At 59.8% G+C, this 19,577-nt stretch carries 17 protein-coding genes; 6 read left to right on the plus strand and 11 right to left on the minus strand.

Translation table 11 applies throughout. The features are described from left to right. Position 1: 1 nt before the first annotated feature. The 5 genes from ASG55_RS17520 to ASG55_RS17540 all read right to left on the minus strand — a co-directional run bounded on the left by ASG55_RS17520 (position 2) and on the right by ASG55_RS17540 (position 6,985). Positions 2–1,867: an extracellular solute-binding protein gene (locus ASG55_RS17520; RefSeq protein WP_056788671.1), complete on the minus strand. Its 1,866-nt coding sequence runs from the start codon at positions 1,865–1,867 to the stop codon at positions 2–4. Positions 1,868–2,092: 225 nt separating this feature from the next. Further along, a complete protein-coding gene (locus tag ASG55_RS17525; RefSeq protein ID WP_056788674.1) occupies positions 2,093–4,804 on the minus strand; it encodes a TonB-dependent receptor in 2,712 nt (903 codons plus the stop codon). 211 nt (positions 4,805–5,015) lie between these two features. Further along, positions 5,016–5,417: an ExbD/TolR family protein gene (locus tag ASG55_RS17530; protein ID WP_016775377.1), complete on the minus strand. Its 402-nt coding sequence runs from the start codon at positions 5,415–5,417 to the stop codon at positions 5,016–5,018. Continuing rightward, positions 5,417–6,124 (minus strand): MotA/TolQ/ExbB proton channel family protein, encoded by a 708-nt coding sequence (locus tag ASG55_RS17535; protein ID WP_056788677.1) that lies wholly within the window; start codon positions 6,122–6,124, stop codon positions 5,417–5,419. The genes ASG55_RS17530 and ASG55_RS17535 overlap by 1 nt, the downstream gene beginning before the upstream one ends. A 45-nt stretch (positions 6,125–6,169) precedes the next feature. Beyond that, positions 6,170–6,985 carry an energy transducer TonB gene (locus ASG55_RS17540; protein ID WP_056788680.1) on the minus strand — a complete coding sequence of 272 codons (816 nt, stop codon included), beginning with the start codon at positions 6,983–6,985 and terminating at the stop codon, positions 6,170–6,172. Between the two features lie 1,071 nt (positions 6,986–8,056). Between ASG55_RS17540 and ASG55_RS17550 the strand changes: the two genes are divergently transcribed. Further along, positions 8,057–8,680: a glutathione S-transferase N-terminal domain-containing protein gene (locus ASG55_RS17550; RefSeq protein ID WP_056788687.1), complete on the plus strand. Its 624-nt coding sequence runs from the start codon at positions 8,057–8,059 to the stop codon at positions 8,678–8,680. Positions 8,681–8,779: 99 nt separating this feature from the next. Here the strand turns inward: ASG55_RS17550 and ASG55_RS17555 are convergent, their stop codons facing one another. After that, positions 8,780–9,220 carry a CBS domain-containing protein gene (locus tag ASG55_RS17555; protein ID WP_056788691.1) on the minus strand — a complete coding sequence of 147 codons (441 nt, stop codon included), beginning with the start codon at positions 9,218–9,220 and terminating at the stop codon, positions 8,780–8,782. On the opposite strand from ASG55_RS17555, the gene ASG55_RS17560 reads away from it, so the two are divergent. After that, positions 9,219–9,440 (plus strand): hypothetical protein, encoded by a 222-nt coding sequence (locus tag ASG55_RS17560; protein WP_056788695.1) that lies wholly within the window; start codon positions 9,219–9,221, stop codon positions 9,438–9,440. The two genes, ASG55_RS17555 and ASG55_RS17560, sit on opposite strands and share 2 nt — an antisense overlap. Before the next feature lie 194 nt (positions 9,441–9,634). Continuing rightward, positions 9,635–11,995, plus strand: coding sequence for a DNA polymerase II (locus tag ASG55_RS17565; protein ID WP_162245420.1), 2,361 nt, complete (start codon positions 9,635–9,637; stop codon positions 11,993–11,995). Here the strand turns inward: ASG55_RS17565 and ASG55_RS17570 are convergent. From ASG55_RS17570 to ASG55_RS17580, 3 genes are all read right to left on the minus strand, one after another. Then, positions 11,960–12,430 carry a DUF1810 domain-containing protein gene (locus ASG55_RS17570; RefSeq protein WP_056788700.1) on the minus strand — a complete coding sequence of 157 codons (471 nt, stop codon included), beginning with the start codon at positions 12,428–12,430 and terminating at the stop codon, positions 11,960–11,962. The genes ASG55_RS17565 and ASG55_RS17570 overlap by 36 nt on opposite strands. A gap of 24 nt (positions 12,431–12,454) precedes the next feature. Then, positions 12,455–13,276, minus strand: coding sequence for an aldo/keto reductase (locus tag ASG55_RS17575; RefSeq protein WP_056788703.1), 822 nt, complete (start codon positions 13,274–13,276; stop codon positions 12,455–12,457). 280 nt (positions 13,277–13,556) lie between these two features. Beyond that, the gene (locus ASG55_RS17580) at positions 13,557–14,705 is read right to left on the minus strand and encodes an aldose epimerase family protein (protein WP_056788705.1); all 1,149 of its coding nucleotides are present in this window, start codon (positions 14,703–14,705) and stop codon (positions 13,557–13,559) included. A gap of 277 nt (positions 14,706–14,982) precedes the next feature. On the opposite strand from ASG55_RS17580, the gene ASG55_RS17585 reads away from it, so the two are divergent. The 3 genes from ASG55_RS17585 (at position 14,983) to ASG55_RS17595 (ending at position 17,502) form a co-directional block, all read left to right on the plus strand. Continuing rightward, positions 14,983–15,732, plus strand: a complete 750-nt coding sequence (locus tag ASG55_RS17585; protein ID WP_056788708.1) for a hypothetical protein — start codon at positions 14,983–14,985, stop codon at positions 15,730–15,732. Between the two features lie 235 nt (positions 15,733–15,967). Beyond that, complete coding sequence (locus tag ASG55_RS17590; RefSeq protein WP_041477188.1) at positions 15,968–16,753, plus strand: sulfite exporter TauE/SafE family protein; 786 nt, start codon at positions 15,968–15,970, stop codon at positions 16,751–16,753. Between the two features lie 185 nt (positions 16,754–16,938). Further along, on the plus strand, positions 16,939–17,502 hold the full coding sequence (locus ASG55_RS17595; RefSeq protein WP_016775365.1) for a DUF4174 domain-containing protein: 564 nt from the start codon (positions 16,939–16,941) through the stop codon (positions 17,500–17,502). A gap of 67 nt (positions 17,503–17,569) precedes the next feature. Here ASG55_RS17595 and ASG55_RS17600 read toward each other — a convergent pair whose 3' ends face one another. Both ASG55_RS17600 and ASG55_RS17605 read right to left on the minus strand, forming a co-directional pair. Then, on the minus strand, positions 17,570–18,199 hold the full coding sequence (locus ASG55_RS17600) for a hypothetical protein (RefSeq protein ID WP_056788711.1): 630 nt from the start codon (positions 18,197–18,199) through the stop codon (positions 17,570–17,572). Further along, entirely contained in the window at positions 18,192–19,559 is a 1,368-nt protein-coding gene (locus ASG55_RS17605) for an AAA family ATPase (protein WP_056788715.1), read from the minus strand. The genes ASG55_RS17600 and ASG55_RS17605 overlap by 8 nt, the downstream gene beginning before the upstream one ends. Positions 19,560–19,577: the final 18 nt, after the last annotated feature.

Consider the following 19,577-nt stretch of genomic DNA (forward strand, 5'->3'; position numbering starts at 1 on the left):
GTCACTGGCCTCCCGCAAGCTGAGCGCTCATCTGCTGAGTCGTCAGCGGCCTGGCCGAGACTTCCCACCAGGTGTTGAGACCTTCGTCATACGAAGGTTGCACAGCGGGCATGCCGAAGCGGTTCTGATACACCGTCGGCGTGCCTTTGGAGTAGTAGTTGGGAATCATGTAGTAACCCCATTGCAGCACCCGGTCGAGGGCGCGGGCGTAATGCACCATGGCTTCGCGGCTGTTGGCCTGGACCAGCCCGTCAATCAGTTGATCGATTGCCGGATCGGCCAGCACCATCGCGTTCGAGCTGCCGACTTGCGTTGCACTTTGCGAGCCGTACAGGCTGTACAACTCGCGGCCCGGGGAGACGATCGGATCGCCACTGCGCGGGAAAGCGCAGACGATCATGTCGTAATCGCGGGCGTTGAGACGGTTGATGTATTGCGCCGAATCGATGCGGCGCAGATTGAGCGTGATGCCAATCTGCGCGAGGGTGCGTTTGAACGGCAGCAGCATGCGATCGAAGCCGCCTTGGCCATCGAGAAAGGTGAATTCCAGCGGCTCGCCGGCGGCGTTGACCAGACGATTGTTTTTCGCCGTCCAACCGGCTTCGGCGAGCAGCTTCAGCGCTTGCAGTTGCTTGTCGCGGATGTAGCCGCTGCCATCGGTTTTCGGCGCTTCATACACCGTGGTGAACACCTCGTCAGGGACCTTGCCGCGCAACGGTTCGAGGATCTTCAATTCCTCGGCATCGGGCAGGGCGCTGGCGGCCATTTCACTCTTGGGCCAGAAGCTGTTCTGACGCACGTAGAAGCCGCGCATCATCTGTTTGTTGGTCCACTCGAAATCCCAGAGCAGGCTGATCGCCTCGCGTACGCGGCGATCCTTGAAGAACGGGTTCTGCAGGTTGAACACGAAGCCCTGAGCGGCGGTGGGTTTGTCCGGGGCGAGGATCGACTGCTGCAAGCGGCCGTCACGCAGTGCCGGGCTGTCATAGCCGACCACGTAACCAGAGGAGGAGAACTCACGGTTGTAGTCGAACGCGCCGGCCTGCAACAGCTGGCGGGCGACGTCGGTGTCGCCGTAGAAATTCACCGTCAGGCTGTCGAAGTTGTACATGCCGCGACTGACCGGCAGGTCCTTGCCCCACCAGTCCGGGTCACGCTGGAAACTGATGCTGCGCCCGGCGTCGACCTTGCTCACCCGGTACGGGCCGCTGCCCAGCGGTGGCTCGAAGCCGCCGCCGTTGGCGAAGTCGCGGGTTTTCCACCAGTGCTCAGGCAGCACGCGCAGCGTCGCCAGATCCAGCGCGAGGGTGCGATTGAGGTTGTTCTTGAAGGTGAAACGGACCTGCCGTGGACTTTCGACCAGCACGTCCTGCACGTCGGCGTATTGCTGGCGGTAACTCAGGCTGCCCTTGGTCATCAGCAGGTTGAAGGTGTAGCGCACGTCTTCGGCGGTGATCGGCGCGCCGTCGGCGAAACGTGCCTTTGGGTTGAGGGTGAAACGCACCCACAAGCCCTCGGGGTCGCGCTCGATCTGCTGCGCGACCAGAGCGTAAACCGTGTAGGGCTCGTCCAGCGAGCGGAACGCCAGCGGCGCGTATACCCAGTCATTGACCTGCACCACCGAAATGCCCTGATCGGCATACGGCGTGATGTAGTTGTACTGACCGATCTCCATCGACGCACGGCTGAGCGAACCGCCCTTGGGCGCGTCGGGGTTAACAAAATCGAAATGCTTGAAGCCGGCCGGATACTTCGGCGCCTCGCCGTACACCGTCAGCGCATAACTGCCGGCGGCCAGTGCCGAAGTGCCGGAGCACAGCAGCGCACTGCCGAGCAGCAGGCCAGCCATGTTGCGCAAAAAACTCATGAAGTCACCCTTGAAATCCCTGAAGGAACCCGGACCCGATGTGAGGCGAGCCCTTGTGGCGAGGGGATTTATCCCCGATCGGCTGCGCAGCAGTCGCAAGATCAATGCATGCGGTACTTCTGATTCTCCGCGTTGGCAGGTCTTGGGGGCGCTTCGCACCCCATCGGGGATAAATCCCCTCACCACAAAGGCTCGCTCCCACAGAGGGAAACGTTTTATTTGGGGTTAGAAGTGGTAAGTCATGCGCGCAAACAATGTCCGGCCCAGCGGGTCGGTGTAGCGCGGGTCATAGCCGCTCTGGAAGTTGTAGGCCTGGTTGGAGAACGGCGGGTTGCGGTCGAAAACGTTCTTCATCCCGGCATCAACGTCGAGCACTTTGTTGAAGGTGTAACCGGCCGACAGATCCCACACCGAATACGACGCCACCCGCGCGTGCGTTTCGCGGTCGTAATCGTTGTAACCGGTGGTGAAGCGGTTGGTCAGCGCTGCCCGCGCCGCCCCCAGGCTCCAGCTGCCGGTGAGGTTGTGCTTCCAACGCGCGATCACGCCGTCGCCCTGAAAGTCGCCGACCTTGTCGGTGAACGGGCCTTTGATGGTGCTCTGGAAGTCGTACTCGTCGACATAGGTGCCTTGCAGGCCGAGGCCGAACTGACCGTACGGCGTGTTCGGGAAGCGATAGTCGAGCGACACGTCGACACCGTTGGTCTCGACGATGCCGAGGTTGGCGTTGCCGGTAACGATGTAGTTGAGCGTGCCGTCGGCGTTGCGCACGAAGCGGTCCGGGTAGGAGCCGGCCTGATCGAACACGGTGGATTCCGGGAACGGCTGGATCTGGTTGGAGATGTGAATCCACCAGAAATCCAGACCCACCGACAGATTGCTGATCGGCTGGTAGACGAAGCCCAACGTCACGTTGCGCGCCTTCTCCGGGGCCAGATCCTCGTTGCCGCCAATCTGGTTGAGGAATTGCTGACCGCAATCGCGCCCGCCGTTACCGCCCGGTTGCACCACACCGCCGGTACACAGCACCGGGTCGTTGTAGTAACCCTGAGTGAACGTGATGCTGCGCGGCGAATACAGCTCGTACAGCGATGGTGCGCGGAAACCTTCGCTGTAGGCACCACGTACCACCAGCTCTTTGATCGGCTGATAACGGAACGAATATTTCGGGTTGGTGGTGCTGCCGAAGTCGCTGTATTTGTCGTGGCGCACAGCGGCGGACAGTTCGAGGCTGTCGAGCACCGGCACGTTGAGTTCGGCATAGGCGGCCTTGACGCTGCGGTCGCCCTCGACGCTGCCGGCCGGGTCGATGCCGAGGCTCTGGATGTCGCCGGCAAACTCTTCGAAGTCCTGATGGAATTTCTCCTTGCGGTACTCGCCGCCCAGAGCCAGACCGGACGGACCGGCGCCGAACCAGTCGCCGATTTCACGGCTGACGCGACCATCGAAACCGGCGACGCGGCCCACGGCTGTGGAGTAGGCGCCGTGGTACGCGGCGGCATCGATGTACTGCTGGCCGGCAGCGGTCTGCGGGCCGAACGGGTTGAGCAAACCGCTGGCCAGGCCGTCAATCATCGCCTGATCGCTGACATAGCCGCTGGTGACGCTGGAGACGATTTTGTTCTGGTTGTACGAGGCGCCGACGTTGTAATCCCAGCCGCCAACCAGACCATCGAAGCTCAGCAGAAAGCGCTGGCTGGTGTTCTGGTCTTTCGATTCACGCGGGCCGGCGGCAGTCTCGCGCCAGTTGACGTCGACTGGCTGCGTCGGGTCGAGGGCGAAATCGGTGGGCGCCGGGGTGATGCCGTTGCCGGGGTAGTAGGGCGACGATGAATCCAGGCTCAGACCAGTCAGTGGCGCCGGGCCGACGGCGACGGCGTTGTTGTTGCGCGACCAGAAATATTCAAGGTTGGCATTGTGATCATCGCCGAGCTTGGCAGTGGTCTTGCCGAAGAACGAGGTCTTCTCGGTCTGTGGCACCAGATCGATGTATTCACGGGTGCTGAAGCGGCACAAGCCGTCGCGGGCGATCAGGTTGGGGCCGTTGCAATTGCTGTTGGCCAACGGGTTGGTGGCGTTGCCGTTCTGGCTGTAGTTGCCGGGGAACGCGGTGCCGGAAGTCTGATCGAGACCGCGACCGGGCGCATAGTCGGTGGCGAAGGAGCGGTCGTTGGCGTCGAGGTTCTGCTGCTTGTTGTAGTTGAACACGCCGAGGACGTTGAAGCGGTCTTCTTCCAGATCGCCGTAGCCCCAACTGGCGCTCATGTCTTTGGTCGCGCCGCCACCGCTGTGGGTCGGCGTTTCGCCGCCCAGGGTCAGGGCGCCATCGGTGAGAGATTTCTTGGTGATGAAGTTGATCACACCGCCGATGGCGTCGGTGCCGTACAGGGCCGAGGCGCCGTCGCGCAGCACTTCCACGCGCTCGATGGCGGCGAACGGGATCATGTTCAGGTCCACCGCGCCGCCGGCCGAGTTGGTCCCCGACAGGGCGTTGTTGGCCAGGCGTCGACCATTGAGCAGCACCAGCGTCTTGTTCGCGCCGATGCCGCGCATGTCGGCAAACGACGCACCGCCCGTTGCCGCGCCGACGGAGCCGGCGCTGTTGTTGATCGACTGACTGCCAGTGATGCGCTGGACCAGTTCGGCGGTGGTGGTCACGCCCTGTTTGCGCAGCTCGTCAGCCTTGAGGATGGTGATCGGCACCGCCGTTTCCGCATCGACCCGGCGAATCGCCGAACCGGTCACTTCGACCCGTTGCAGTTGCGTGGTCGGCGCCGCCACGACAGCGGCTGCCGGCGTGGCACTGTTGTCGTCCTCGGCCGCTTGCACGGTCCCGGCGCCCATCCCCATGGCCACCAGATACAGCGGAACGAAACGGTGGCGAGACATCGTTGCCACCAAAGGTTTGAGCGTGAAGCGTGGAGTGTTCATCAGCATGGTTGTTTCCGATTTTCAGACGTTATCGAATTGGCCTTGTGAGCCGCTCATTGCTCCGCTTCCGGTGATACCGCGCGCGGAAAACCACTTTCTTCAAGCAAGCCGATCCCCTCCGAAGACGCGTGGCGTTTTTTCGGTCGGCCGGGTGCGACGGGATTTCTTTTTTCAGCGGTGCCGGGCGGGAGCTTTCAACAGCCGCCCGGCACCGCACTCAGTGGGTGGTCATCACCGAAATCTTGCTGATGCCGGAGCGTTCGATCGATGCCATCGCCTTGGCCACCTGGCCGTAATTGACGGCGGCATCGGCCTGCAATTGCACACGCACTTCGGCGTCTTTGGCCTTGACCTCCTTGAGGCTGGCCTCGAGGGATTCCGGGGCCAGTTCGGTCTTGGCCAGATAGAACTTGCCATCCTGATCGACGCTGACCACCACCGGGTCTTTCTTTTCGGCAGGGGCGACGGCGTCGGTTTTCGGCAGGTTGACCTTGATCGCGTTGGTCATTAGCGGCGCGGTGACAATGAACACCACCAGCAGCACGAGCATCACGTCGACCAGCGGCGTGACGTTCATTTCGCTGAGCACTTCATCGCTGTCTTGAGTGGAGAAGGACATCAGCTGGCCTCCCGCACGGCGTTGGTGCTTTTGCTGGCGATGGCCTGGCGGCTGATGGAAAAGGCACTGCGCGAGGCGAGGGCGTCGAAGTCGTGGGCGAAGTCGTCCATGTCCGCCGAGGCGAGTTTCAGCCGACGCAGGAAGAAGTTGTAGATCAGCACTGCCGGCACGGCGACGGCGATGCCCACGCCGGTTGCGATCAGCGCGTGGCCGATAGGCCCGGCGACCGCTTCAAGGCTGGCCGAGCCGGTTTCGCCAATGCTTTGCAGGGCTTCCATGATTCCCCACACGGTGCCGAACAGACCAATGAACGGCGCGGTGCTGCCGATACTGGCGAGAATCGCCTGGCCGTTTTCCAGCGAGCGACGTTCTTTCTGGATCTGCTGGCGCAGGTTGCGTTCCAGGCGATCGGAACGGTTGATGGTGTGCGCCAGTTGCTGCGTGGTGCGCGGCGACTCTTCCACCAGCAGGGCTTCGAAACCGCTGCTGGCGATGCGCGCCAGCGAGCCCGGATACTGGCTGGCGTGTTCAGCGGCGGTGAGCAGGTCCGGCGCTCTCCAGAAGGCTTTGGTGAACTGTTTGTTCTGCGCTTTCTGGCGCAGGTACTGGGCCGACTTGACCAGCAGGATCGCCCAACTGACCACGGAAAACAGCACCAGGCCCCAGAGCACACCGGGGACAATCATCGAAGACAGTGAATCGTTCATGGCTACACCTCGCTTGCGTTAATCAGTAATGAGTCGGTTGCGCCGTCATTGCGGCAATTTGAAATCGATGGTCTGGGTGGCGAAGCCGTCGATCGGCGTGTCACCGCGCTTGGCCGGAATAAATTTCCAGTTCTTCACGGCGGCGACCGCAGCTTCATCCAGTTGCGGCTTGCCGCTGGACTTGGTCACCGTCACCGCACCGGCACGGCCGTTGGCCAGCACCTGAATGCGCAGCACCACGCTGCCTTCCCAGTTGCGGCGCAGCGCCAGCGACGGGTATTCCGGCGGCGGATTGCCAAGGCTGGCCAGGCCGGAAATCGCCGCCGATTCCTTGACCGGAGCGGGCGCAGCAGGTGGTGCGCTCGGTGTTGTCGGCGCCGCAGGTGCGGCAGGTTGCGCCGGGGCCGGCGGCGCTTTCGGTGGCTCGACTTTCTTCACCGGTTTGGGTTTCTCGACCGGTTTTGGTTTTTCGATTGGCTTGGGCTTCTCCACCGGTTTGGGCGGCGGCTTGACCGCGTCCTCGTCTTCCACCGGCTGCTCGGGTTCCGGCGGCGGTGGAGGCGGGGGCGGCGGTGGTGGTTCCGGTGTTGGCGGGGCCGGAGGCGTCGGGCTGGTCAGCTCGACGGTCATTTCCGGAATTTCCGGCGGCGTCGGCAGTGGCTCCGGCCGCGCCTGATGGAAGAACCACCACGCGCCGCCGTGTATCAGCGCCGACACGGCGATCAGCAAGAGCATCTGTGGTTTGTTCAACCCGCCGGGTCGTGACGTATTGGCTGTAAACGCCGGCCTGCCCGTTGCCGGCGGGACCGGCGCTTGCCGCAACGGCCCCGGCAGGGTTTTGTGCTTTACCGCATCGTTCATTAAAGCTCCCTCGGGTCAGATGAAGGGCAATAAGGTGCCGTCCGAACATATGGCTGATGTTCGAGTGAGTGGGTGCAACTTTCTTCAAGGTGTACGCGAGCCGATAGTTGGACTATCTGTTTAAACGGCCTCGAACAAACTTAATGGCTTAGTAGCATCTATATCGATTGTTCATTATCCATTCCGTGGCTTGTTGTTGTGTGGAGTCGTGAGCTGTCTCAGGTTTGTTACAGTTTGCAACAGGTGTGCCAGATGTTGCTGAAACGGGTTGAACGCATATCTTCGGTGTTACTGATGTCGCATTTATATAAGTTTCAGTTTCGCCCACTGTTTATTCGGCGCGAAGCGGTCCTCAAGTCCTCGCAGAAGGGCTTTTTCCAGAGCGAGTCAGAGGGAACGCTGTATCACGCCAATCGGCGGGATAGAGCGGCTGCTCGGTGATCAGGCTTAGCACCTATCGGTGCGTAGCGAATCGATTTGGTGCAGGTCAATCATTCAGCGGCTCACGGGACAAGTTCCTTATTTTGATTCTGGAGTATTGGTAACTGCATCACATTCGGGCGTGCGCTTTTGGTGCAGCTTCAATGACGGGTAGTCATTGTTCGACAATCTTGTTGTTGTGCCTTTTATTAATTCCCGTATTTAAAAAATAAATAACACTTGGCGCCCGGCGATCGCTCGATCGCCAGGCACGCAGAGTGTGCATTGGGTTTCAGGTAATAAAGGAGAAACGCGCCAGGCTGAATAGGCTCGGCTGAACTTGGGGCTGGATTTGCGAGTAAGTCGGGTATGTCGTACGGCGGAGCATTTGAAGATTCACGGGTGAACTCCTTATTGCCAGCTCGGACAGGCGAACTTTTGGTTCGCTGTCGCACCTTACAAGAACGCGGATAGCGTTCGATGAATGCTCTTGGTGCGGGATGGGCACCGCCAGCGCTGATTGGCGAAGGTTGATTTCGCAAGTCGGCAGTGCATGGGAAAAACGTGCCAATCACGACACATATGCAGAATTTTCTACGTCAGGCAAGCCAGCCATCTACCCTGTGCAAAGGCCTTATCGGGGGAACGGACATGTACCAGCTCTACGGGCAGAAGAATTCCGGCGCGGCTGCCATCGAGGCGGCACTGGAGTTGTGCCAGATCGCCTATCGCTTCATTGATACCGAAGCCAGCGCCGAGGCCGACGAGGCGCTGGGCAAACTCAATCCGCTGAAACAGATACCGACCCTGCAACCGCCGGACGGCAGCGCCATGACCGAAAGTGCGGCGATCCTGATTCACTTGGGCCTGACGTTTCCCAAGTCCGGCCTGCTGCCGAGCAAGGCAGCCGATCGTGATCAGGCGATTCGCGGCCTCGCCTATATCGTCAGCAATTGCTACGCGGCGGTCGGCATCATCGATTACCCCGAGCGCTGGCTGAGCACGCCCGACGAGAGCGCACGGCAAAACCTGATCGCCGGCACCCGCCAGCGCCTGCACTTCAGTTGGGAGGTATTCGCCGATCAGTTTTCCGGGGAGCTGTATCTGGATGATGAAACGCCCGGTGCACTGGATGTGCTGGCGGCCGTGGTGAGCCGCTGGGCCGGCAGCCGCGAACACCTGCGCCAGACCCGCCCGGGCTTTTATGCGTGGCTGCAAAGGATCGACCGACACCCGGTGCTGGCACCGGTGTTTGAGCGGCATTGGCCGGCCTGACAGGCGAGATCGTTCCCACGCTCTGCGTGGGAACGATCATCTCTGACCTGGCGCATTCGCGAGCAGGCTCGCTCCCACAAGGGGATCACGGCGGTGGGCTCAGTCGCCGCGAATGTACTGCTCCAGCTGTTTGATCAGTTCGGCCTGTTCGGCAATCGCTTCCTTCACCAGATCGCCGATCGACAACAGGCCGATCAACTTGCCGTCCTCGACCACCGGCAAGTGGCGCAGGCGTTTGTCCGACATGATGCCCAGGCAGGTGTCGACGGTTTGTCGGGTATCCACGGTGATCACGTCCTTGACCATGATGTCGCGCACTGGCGTGCCCACCGAAGAGCGTCCGTGCAGTACCAGTTTGCGTGCGTAGTCGCGCTCGCTGATGATGCCGACCACTTTGTCGTCTTCGACCACCAGCAAGGCGCCGACGTTTTTCTCGGCCATCTTCATCAGCGCTTCGAGCACCATGTGATCGGGTTTGATCTGGTGCACTTCCTGATTTTTCTGATCTTTGAGCTTGAGCAGTTGGGCGACGGTCTTCATGGCGGTTACTCAGGTGTTGTCGTTGTTCATCAAGCATCGTAGACGCAGCCGCGCAGAGCAAGGTGGCAAAGCGGCAGTTAGCGTGCAAAAAACGCCATTTGCCGGAAAAAACATCTTTGTATCGGTGAATGAAGCATCTGTGGCCAAGGGATTTATCTGTAACAAGGGGGATTATCTGTGGCAGAGGATTTTCTGTGGCGATGGGATTTATCTGTGGTGATGGGATTTATCTGTGGTGATGGGATTTATCTGTGGTGATGGGATTTATCTGTGGCGAGGGGATTTATCCCCGCTGGCCGCGAAGCGGCCCCGCTTTTAATGAAAGGGCCTGCTGCGCAGGCCAAAGGGGATAAATCCCCTCGCCACAGATCCTGCGTAGAATGGCGTTCTGATTGAAACGTTGAGGTCGCAGTGGTGGATTTACAGCAGGGCTTCGTCCTGACCCGGCATTGGCGCGATACGCCGGCCGGCACCGAAGTCGAGTTCTGGCTGGCAACGGACGCCGGGCCGCGCCGCGTGCGTCTGGCGCCTCAGCCATCGGTGGCGTTTATTCCCGCCGCTCAGCGGGAAGCGGCCGAACGGCTGTTGCACGATGAAAAGAATGTGGAGCTGCGACCGTTGGCGCTGCTGGATTTCCAGCATCGTCCGGTGCTTGGTCTGTATTGCCAGCAGCACGGCCAGTTGATGCGCCTCGAAACCGCGCTGAACCGCGCCGGCATCGATGTTTTTGAAGCCGACGTGCGCCCACCGGAACGCTATCTGATGGAGCGCTTCATCACCGCGCCGGTGCTGTTTGGCGGCACGCCTGATGCTGACGGCGTACTGATCAACGCCCAACTGAAACCCGACCCTCCTTACCGGCCGAAACTGCGCCTGGTCTCACTCGACATCGAAACCACCGAAAACGGCGAGCTGTATTCCATCGCTTTGGAAGGCTGTGGCGAGCGCCAGGTGTACATGCTCGGCGCGCCGAACGGCGACGCCAGCATTGTCGATTTCGACCTTGAATACTGCGATTCGCGCACGCTCATTCTGAAGAAGCTCAACGACTGGTTCGCCCGCCACGACCCTGACGCGATCATTGGCTGGAACGTTGTGCAGTTCGACTTGCGCATCCTTCACGAACACGCACGGCGTCTCGGCGTGCCGCTGAAGATCGGTCGTGGCGGCGAAGAAATGCAGTGGCGCGAGCACGGCAGCCGCAATCACTACTTCGCCTCGGCAGCGGGGCGGCTGATCATCGATGGCATCGAGTCGTTGCGTTCGGCGACCTGGAGTTTTCCCTCGTTCAGCCTGGAAAACGTCGCGCAGACCCTGCTCGGCGAAGGCAAGGCGATCAACAACCCATACCAGCGCATGGACGAGATCAACCGCATGTTCGCCGAGGACAAACCGGCGCTGGCCAAGTACAACCTCAAGGACTGCGAACTGGTCACGCGGATCTTCGCCAAGACCGAACTGCTGACGTTTTTGCTTGAACGCGCCAGCGTCACCGGTTTGCCGGCCGACCGCAGCGGCGGTTCGGTCGCCGCGTTCACCCATTTGTACATGCCGTTGATGCATCGCCAGGGCTTCGTTGCACCCAATCTGGGCACCAATCCACCGCAGGCCAGCCCCGGCGGGTTTGTCATGGATTCACGCCCGGGGCTTTACGAATCGGTGTTGGTCCTCGATTACAAAAGCCTTTACCCGTCGATCATCCGCACCTTTCTGATCGACCCGGTGGGCTTGATCGAGGGCCTGCAACACCCGGACGACGCTGACTCGGTACCAGGTTTCCGTGGCGCACGCTTCTCGCGCACCCGCCATTGCCTGCCGTCCATCGTGGCGCGGGTGGCCGAAGGGCGCGAAACCGCCAAGCGCGAACACAACGCGCCGCTGTCCCAGGCGTTAAAGATCATCATGAACGCCTTCTACGGCGTGCTCGGCTCCAGCGGTTGCCGTTTTTTCGATACCCGGCTGGCCTCGTCGATCACTTTGCGCGGCCACGAAATCATGTTGCGCACTCGCCAGTTGATCGAAGCACAGGGCCACGCCGTCATTTACGGCGACACCGATTCAACCTTCGTCTGGCTGCGCAGTCTGCACGGTCAGGATGAAGCAGCGCAGATCGGCCATGCGCTGGTCAAGTACGTCAATGATTGGTGGCGCGCGCATGTGCGCGAGCAATACGGGCTGGAAAGCGCGCTGGAATTACAGTTCGAGATTCACTACAAGCGCTTCCTGATGCCGACGATTCGCGGCGCCGAGGAGGGCAGCAAGAAGCGCTACGCCGGCCTCGTTACCCGCGCCGATGGCAGCGAAGAAATGGTCTACAAGGGCCTGGAGACCGTGCGCACCGACTGGTCGCTGCTGGCCCGGCAATTTCAGCAGGAGCTGTATGAGCGGATTTTCCAGCGCAAGCCGTATCAGGATTACGTGCGCGACTACGTGCGCAAGACCCTCGCTGGCGAGTTCGACGATCGGCTGATCTACCGCAAGCGCCTGCGCCGCACCCTCGACGACTACGAACGCAATGTGCCGCCGCACGTCCGCGCGGCGCGGCTGGCCGACGAATACAATGCCGAGCACGGGCGGCCACGGCAATATCAGAACGGCGGCTGGATCAGCTACGTCATCACCCTGGCCGGCCCGGAGCCGCTGGAGGTGCGCCGCGCCGCCATCGACTACGACCACTACATCACTCGGCAGCTGCAACCAGTGGCGGATGCGATTCTGCCGTTTGTCGACGACGACTTCTCAACCCTGATCGGTGGGCAACTGGGCCTGTTTTGAGTCGAGCAATTGCAGCGTCCATTCATCGAGAATGCCGTGGAAGTAGCGCTCCAGTGCCTGATGGAACAGGCTGTCCTCGGCGCTGAACTGGGCGAACAAAGTCATCGAAGAATGAAATTTCAGGTCATCGGGATGGCCGAAAATGTCTGCAATCGAGCGCTGCGGCACATTCAGCACCAGTTGCGTGCAAGTGCGCAGCCGCGCCCCGAGCAGCTCGTGGGCCAGATAGGCCTGGGCTTCCTCGGCTGAACCAATGGCAAAGCGCCGGGCCATCTCGCTGCCGCCCAACCCGGCGAACTGCGGGAAGACGAACCACATCCAGTGGCTGCGCTTGCGGCCCGTCTCGAGTTCACGCTGGACCCGTTCGAACACCGGGTCCTGAGCCTGGACAAAACGTTGCAGGTTGTACGGGTCGTGCAGATCTGTGCTTCTCATGGCGAAGCCCTCGCAGTCGGCAGCTCAGACCATGGCCAGTCGCTGCTTGCGTTGTGGCGCCGGAAACACCTTGTCCAGCGCCGCCAGATCCCCGGCGTCCAGTTGCAACTGCGCCGCCTCGGCATTGAGTTGCACATGCTCCGGGCGCACAGCCTTGGGAATCGCAATCACGCCGTCCTGGCGCAGGAGCCACGCCAGCGAAACCTGCGCCGGGGTGGCGTTGTGACGGCTGGCAATGTCTTGCAGGACCGGCTCGGCGAGCATCGCGCCGCCCTGGCCGATCGGGCAGTAAGCCATCAACGGCAGGCGCTGATGCTGGCACCACGGAAGCAGATCGAATTCGATGCCGCGCTCCTCGAGGTTGTACAGCACCTGATTGGTGGCGCAGGCCGAGCTGGACAGTTCTTCGAGGTCGTCGACATCGAAATTCGACACGCCCCAACGGCCGATCTTGCCGTCCTCGCGCAGGCGTTCGAAGGCTTCGACGGTTTCCTCCAGCGGATACTGACCGCGCCAGTGCAGCAGATACAGATCGATGTAGTCGGTACCGAGCCGACGCAAACTGCGCTCGCAGGCTTGCGGGATGCCCTGGCGGCTGGCGTTGTGCGGGTAGACCTTGCTGACCAGAAAGACTTGATCGCGCAGACCGGCGATGGCTTCGCCGACCACCGTTTCGGCACCGCCCTCGGCGTACATCTCGGCGGTGTCGATCAGGGTCATGCCGAGCTCGATGCCCGTGCGCAGCGCCGCCACTTCACGGCTGTGCGCCGAACGATCTTCGCCCATGCGCCAGGTGCCCTGGCCAATCACGGGAACCTGCACGCCGGCCAACTCAAGGGTACGCATTCAAACCTCCTGCCTTAAAGAGTCGATATCTTTAGTGGGCAGCAGGATAGAGCAAGGGTTCCCGGAAGGAAGGAGGAGTCAAGGATGAAACCGGTCAATCGTGGCGACGGGATCTGGTGGCGAGGGGATTTGTGGCGAGGGGATTCATCCCCGCTGGGATGCGAAGCAGCCCCAAAAACCTGCAATAGAACGCTGTCTGGTACAGCGCGTGTTGCAGGATCGGGGCTGCTTCGCATCCCAACGGGGATGAATCCCCTCGCCACAGGGGGAGCATGGCAGGTTACTTGGTGGAGAACTTCAGGATCACGCTGTGGGCGTAAGTCTGCCCCGGATCAAGCCGCGTGCTCGGGAAGTCTGGCTGGTTCGGCGAATCCGGATAGTGCTGGGTCTCGAGGGTGAATGCGCCCCAGTGTGGATAGACCTTGCCGCCCTTGCCCTTGACCGTGCCGTCGAGGAAGTTGCTGGTGTAGAACTGCACGCCCGGCTCGCTGGTGAACAGTTGCAGGACCCGTCCGGATTGCGGATCGCTGACTTCGGTGGCGAGCTTGCTGACATCGCCCTTGGTGTCCAGCGCCCAGTTGAAATCGAAGCCGCCCTGTTTCGGCTCGGCGAATTTCAGCTGCGGATGATCAGCCTTGATGTGCGTGCCGATTGCCGTCGGTTTGCTGAAGTCCATCGGCGTGCCGGCGACAGCCGCCAGCTCCCCGGTCGGGATCAGTTTGGCGGTGACTGGCGTGTAATGGCTGGAGTTGATCATGGCGACTTGCTTGAGAATATCGCCATTACCGGCGCCGGCCAGGTTGAAGTAGCTATGGTTGGTCAGGTTGAGCACGGTCGGCTTGTCGGTGCTGGCCTTGTAGTCGATGCGCAGCTCGTTGTTGTCGGTCAGGCGATAGGTGACTTCGGTGGTCAGATTGCCCGGGAAGCCCATCTCGCCGTCGGCCGAGAGGTAGGTCAGGGTTACGCCAACCGAATCCTTGTCCTTGGTTTCTTTGGCCTTCCAGACTTTCTTGTCGAAACCTTCGGGGCCGCCGTGCAGGGCGTTGGATTTGTCGTTCTGCGGCACTTGATAACGCTTGCCATCAAGTTCGAAAGCACCTTCGGCCAGGCGGTTGCCGAAACGGCCGATGGTCGCGCCGAAGTACGCGGTGCCTTTCTGATAGCCCTGCACATCGTCAAAACCCAAGACGATGTCGTCGAACTTGCCGTGCTTGTCGGCGACTTTCAGCGCTTGCAGGGTCGCGCCGTAGGTGATCACGGTGGCCTGCATGCCGTGGCTGTTGCGCAGGATGTATTGTTCGACGGGCGTGCCGTCATTGGTTTTGCCGAAGGCTTTGTGTTCGGCGGTCAGGCCCGCCGCGTTGGCGGAAAGGGTAGCGATCATCAGGGACAGTCCGAGGCCGGAGAGCAGGTGACGGGATTGAAGCATGGTTGACCTTCCTTTTTGTTGTTGTTTTCGTATTGACCGTGGGAGCTGCCGAAGGCTGCTCCTATATGTCACTAGTCATGCTATTTGAGTCGAGAAAGAAGATTTATAGCGGATTTACCGCTGTTGGCAAATATAAAGTCCGACTAATTGACATGGCGAAAAGCGCCGAAGGTCGGCTTCACCGCCGGAGCACTGCACTTTTTCGTAATCGGCGGCTCTATGCATGGCCAGGATGCGGTGACTCCCGCCGCACAGGAATGTGCCTGTCCGAGATTTCATGCCGAGTGTTTTTGCCCTGATCACCGTCGCTCACCGCCGCCCGTGCCTGCTGCTGGCCTGCCTGTTGTCGCTGTTGCTCAGCGGCTGCAGCCACCAGAACGGCAATGGATTTTTCAATCAGATACGAGAAGGGCAGCCGCAGGAATTTCTGCAGACCAGCGTCGACCGCATGGCCACCCTGGCGATGCGCGACAACCTCGACAGCCTTTACCGGCTGATGGGCAAGCTCTACCTGCGCAACCCGGAAGAACTGCGCAAATCCGGTTTCCTCACCGTCAACGCCGCCGTGAAACAGGTGCGTCTCGCTGTCGAGCAACAGCAGCCGTTGCCCGTGCTGGGCGGACGCAAGGATCTGGCGGCACTGAGCTATGCGATGAGTCCGGAATTCCTCGGCGACCGCGTCGGCGCCTTCATCTATGCGATCGGCAGCATGCTGGTTACCGCTCACGGCAATCGCACCGAGTTCTACATGACCGACGCGATCAACCCGACTTTCGTGCACAACGCCGCGCGCAACATCGAAAAAGCCATGTGGATTTTGTCGCAACGACAAAACAAGGAAGGCCAGCCGTTGCTGTTCTCCAACGAAATCTCGGAGGAGGGCAGCAACCTCAGCTTCGCCACCGAATTCAGCAAAATCGTCGCACGCCTCGACCTGCTCACGCAGATGCTCGATGAGCGCTATCGCAGGATCGGACTGAATTACGCGCAGAGCCTGCTGTTTCTGAATTTCCTGCCGGTGCAGTGAGCACGGCAGGTTTTCTGTAGCGCAAAGATCCACTGTGGGAGCGAGCCTGCTCGCGAAAGCGTTGCATCATTCAACTCATCGGTCGGCTGACACCCCCTTCGCGAGCAGGCTCGCTCCCACAGGGATCTGCGGTAAATTCGATATGGCATAACCATAGACCGCATCGATATATGTGGTTATAAGAAAAATCGCTATGCTGCGGGCCAGATTTTCCTGTCGTTTTCTGGACGTTTGAATGGAATTGGCAAATTTCGGCTTGGTGATTGCCGGGCTGGTGGTGGGGTTTATCGTAGGCATGACCGGTGTCGGCGGCGGTTCGTTGATGACGCCGATTCTGCTGTGGTTCGGCATCAACCCGGCGACGGCGGTGGGTACGGACCTGCTGTACGCCGCGATCACCAAATCCAGCGGCGTCCTCGTTCACAAAAAAAACAAGAACATCGACTGGGCGATCACCGGCTGGCTGACCCTCGGCAGCGTGCCAGCCGTGGCCATGACCCTGTGGTTCCTCAGCACCCTGCACACCGCGCCGGACGCGATGAACGCCATCATCAAGCAGGCGCTCGGCTTCGTCCTCTTCGCCACCGCCCTGGCGATTTTCTTCAAGAAACGCTTGCTCGAATTTGCCCACAAACGCGCCGGCGGCAACTACAACCCGAGCGGTTCGCGGCTTAACGTGATGACGGTGATCACCGGTCTGATTCTCGGCACCATGGTCGCCCTGACCTCGATCGGTGCCGGCGCACTGGGCACCGTCGCCTTGTTCATCCTCTACCCGCTACTGCCAACCCGCCGCCTGGTCGGCACCGAAATCGCCCACGCCGTTCCACTGACCCTCGTCGCCGGCCTCGGCCACGCAAGCATGGGCAACATGGATTGGGGCGTGCTGGGCTTCCTGCTGATGGGCTCGCTGCCGGGCATCTGGCTCGGCAGCCACCTGACCGGACGCATCTCCGACGAAGTCCTGCGCCCGTGCCTGGCGACGATGCTGGTGTTGATTGGTTACAAGTTGGCGTTCTGAGTCAGCCTGGAGAAAACAGTTCCTGTGCAGCGGCCGTAGGGGGTGCCGATGATCGCTTACGTCATGTTGCGCAAAGTTCTCCCTGACCTAAGCTTCTGACAGGGCAATGCCTTTTTGCCAGACGCCGCCGGAACAATCGCCACGATGCGCAATCAGTAGTGCGTGGATATCAAAAGGAGATGCGCATGCTCATCAGGTCCCTGACCCTGACCCTCTTGCTGGCAATCGCCGGCCCCTTGTTCGCCGCCGACAGCGATTCACCCTTGGCCGGGGACGTGGGCCGCGCCCGTCCGCTGATCGTGATTGCGCAAAGCACCGTCGACCCGGTCTGGCTGAGCTTGAAAAAGTCACTGGAAGACCCGGCCAACAAAAAGGGCGTCACCGACCGCAACATCAAGGTCTACACCATCCTCAGCATGTCCGGCCAGCTCGACGGCAAGGACATGGGCCAGCAGGACACCATGGCCCTGCTGCGCTCGCTGAAGCTCGGCGCCGGCGCTTATCCAAAAGTGTTCCTGGTGGGCAAGGACGGCGAAACTAAGCTCTCCGCCTCGGGTGACGAAGCCAAGGCATTGAGCCTGGCGAAAATCTTCGAAACCATCGACGCCATGCCCATGGCCGAAAAAGAAGCCGCCGCTGCGGCCGCCGCCGCACAAACGCCTGCCGCCACCGAGCCGGAACCGGCCAAAGGCGCGAAGGGCAGCAAACCGGCAAAACCGAGCAAACCGCCGCAGATGCCGGATGATTGATCGGTTTTTGAGAGATGTTTCATAAGCGTAAAAAAGGGGCGAGAAGATTTATCTTCTCGCCCCTTTTTTACGCTGGCATCTGGCGAATGATGTTTACTAGCACGGGCGAGAAGGGTTCGAGCTTTTGCGCTTTCGGCAGAAGTAAATCATCCAGGAGCAGGTCGAGTATTTCCTTATCCTCAATCTCCGGCAATTCGCCGGGTTGGACCCCAACCTTATAAATCAGCGCTTCAACCAAGGTTCTTCTTCTGCCGATAAGAGCGCGATTGCTCTCTTCGGTGTGGCCCAGATTCAACGTTTCTATGGCATCTTTTGCGCGTGCAGTTTTTCCCGCGACCAAGCCTGAAAGGTAAAACTTGAGTTCGGTTTCACACTCATCCATGAAAGGAGTCAGCCCCAACGGCTGCGTTCCTCGACCGTGCCCGCAATGAGGGCGATTCTCGCAACTGGCTACGATGTTGGTGAAATCCAATGTGCGGTTGTGGACGCGATTCTGAGCTTCAACATGCTCATTGTGGGAACCATCGACCGTGATGGACTGACAGCAATAAGCGCAAAGTCCGAACTGCTCGGTGACGCAAGCGGCCCTGACGGTTTGACGTTCTTCGTGCGGAAGGTCAGGGTAGGTGGCGGTCTTGTTTTTCAGCTTCCATTTCGCAAATGAGTCCGGCTCAGCTCCTTTGATTATCTTACGCACGACGCAACTCCAGCTTGCGGATCAGTAGAGCGGCTTTCGCTAGTTCGATATGACCTTCGGGGAGCTCTGAGGAAAGCTCAGCGAACAGCAATTTGGCTTTATCCAGATTTCCATCCTGTACTTCCTTCAACAGCTGATTCAGGCGCTTCTGCACGTCGCTGTTGCGGATGTCGGTGTCCATGACTTCCAGCAGTATCTGATTGGCGTCGAGTCCGTAAAGGCCGTTGTGTTCGTGGAGTTCGCCGTCATTGAGTACGTAAACCAGCACCTCCTTAGCATCGCTGATGACGAGGGGGGAGTGGGTAGTTAGTACGAACTGGCAGTTCGGGAACGTTTCGCTCAACTGACGGATCAGGCTGCGTTGCCACTTCGGATGCAGGTGCAAATCGACCTCGTCGATGAGCACGATGCCGTCACCGTGCAGTGGGTTTTCCATCGATTGATTCATCATCGCCAAACGACGAGCAATATCGCCGACGAGTGCCATTATCGATTTCTCACCTTGAGAGAGTTGGGCGACGTTTAGAGTGACGCCGTCCTTATCTATTGCCATGTGTAGTCGTGGTTTGCGTTTGACGCGCAGATTGCTAAAGCCTGGCATAAATGCGCTTATGGCTGAGCGTACCGCTATTAGTTGGCGATCTCTGGTGGATGCCCTTAACTCGGCAAGAGTCTTCCATACGTCACTGTTTGAACCGAATATTTCAGAAATTTCGGTCAGTGCGGTATCTGAAATACCTGTCTCGTTCTCACTGTCTTCGCGCTGGCGAAACCATTCGAAAAAACGGCGAAAATCAACGCCTCTATTGAGTGAGTTATCGTAACCATCGAGTTGGTCAAAGGAATGTTTGGTGCGAATTTTTAGCGGTATTTCAAGAACGGAGCGTTCAACTGGGTAGTAGGCAATCAGTGGTAGGGAAGCGCTGTCGTCGCCTAAAAGTTGAGTGCGATAGTGATCGGCTACTAAGGTAGCGTCCGCCAACACGCTATGAGACGCAGACTTTCGTCCTCTTTTGCCGCGGGCAACTGTCCAGCTAAACAAAATTTCTTTTGCCCATTCCTCAAGTGTTTCGGACTGCGCATTGCATGTGTCGATCACAGCGACGTTAATCATCGCAATAGAACTATTGTTACGAATAACATCATCAGTTATGGGACTTCCGACACCTTTTTCGGAACGGATCCTGGCGACCAGCCAGCTCAAGGATGTCGCAAGCGATTTCAAAACCGTGGTTTTGCCAGCCCCGTTGTTCCCCACCAACACTGTCACATTGGATGGATTCTTGGAGGTCGGTGCCAAGTAGATCGTCAGATCGGCGAACCGGCCGACATCGGTAAGGCTTAGGCTGAAAACTTGCAATGCGTCACCCTTAGATTC

Origin of the sequence: Pseudomonas sp. Leaf434, from assembly GCF_001425545.1 — a bacterium.
Classification (GTDB): Bacteria; Pseudomonadota; Gammaproteobacteria; order Pseudomonadales; family Pseudomonadaceae; genus Aquipseudomonas; species Aquipseudomonas siliginis.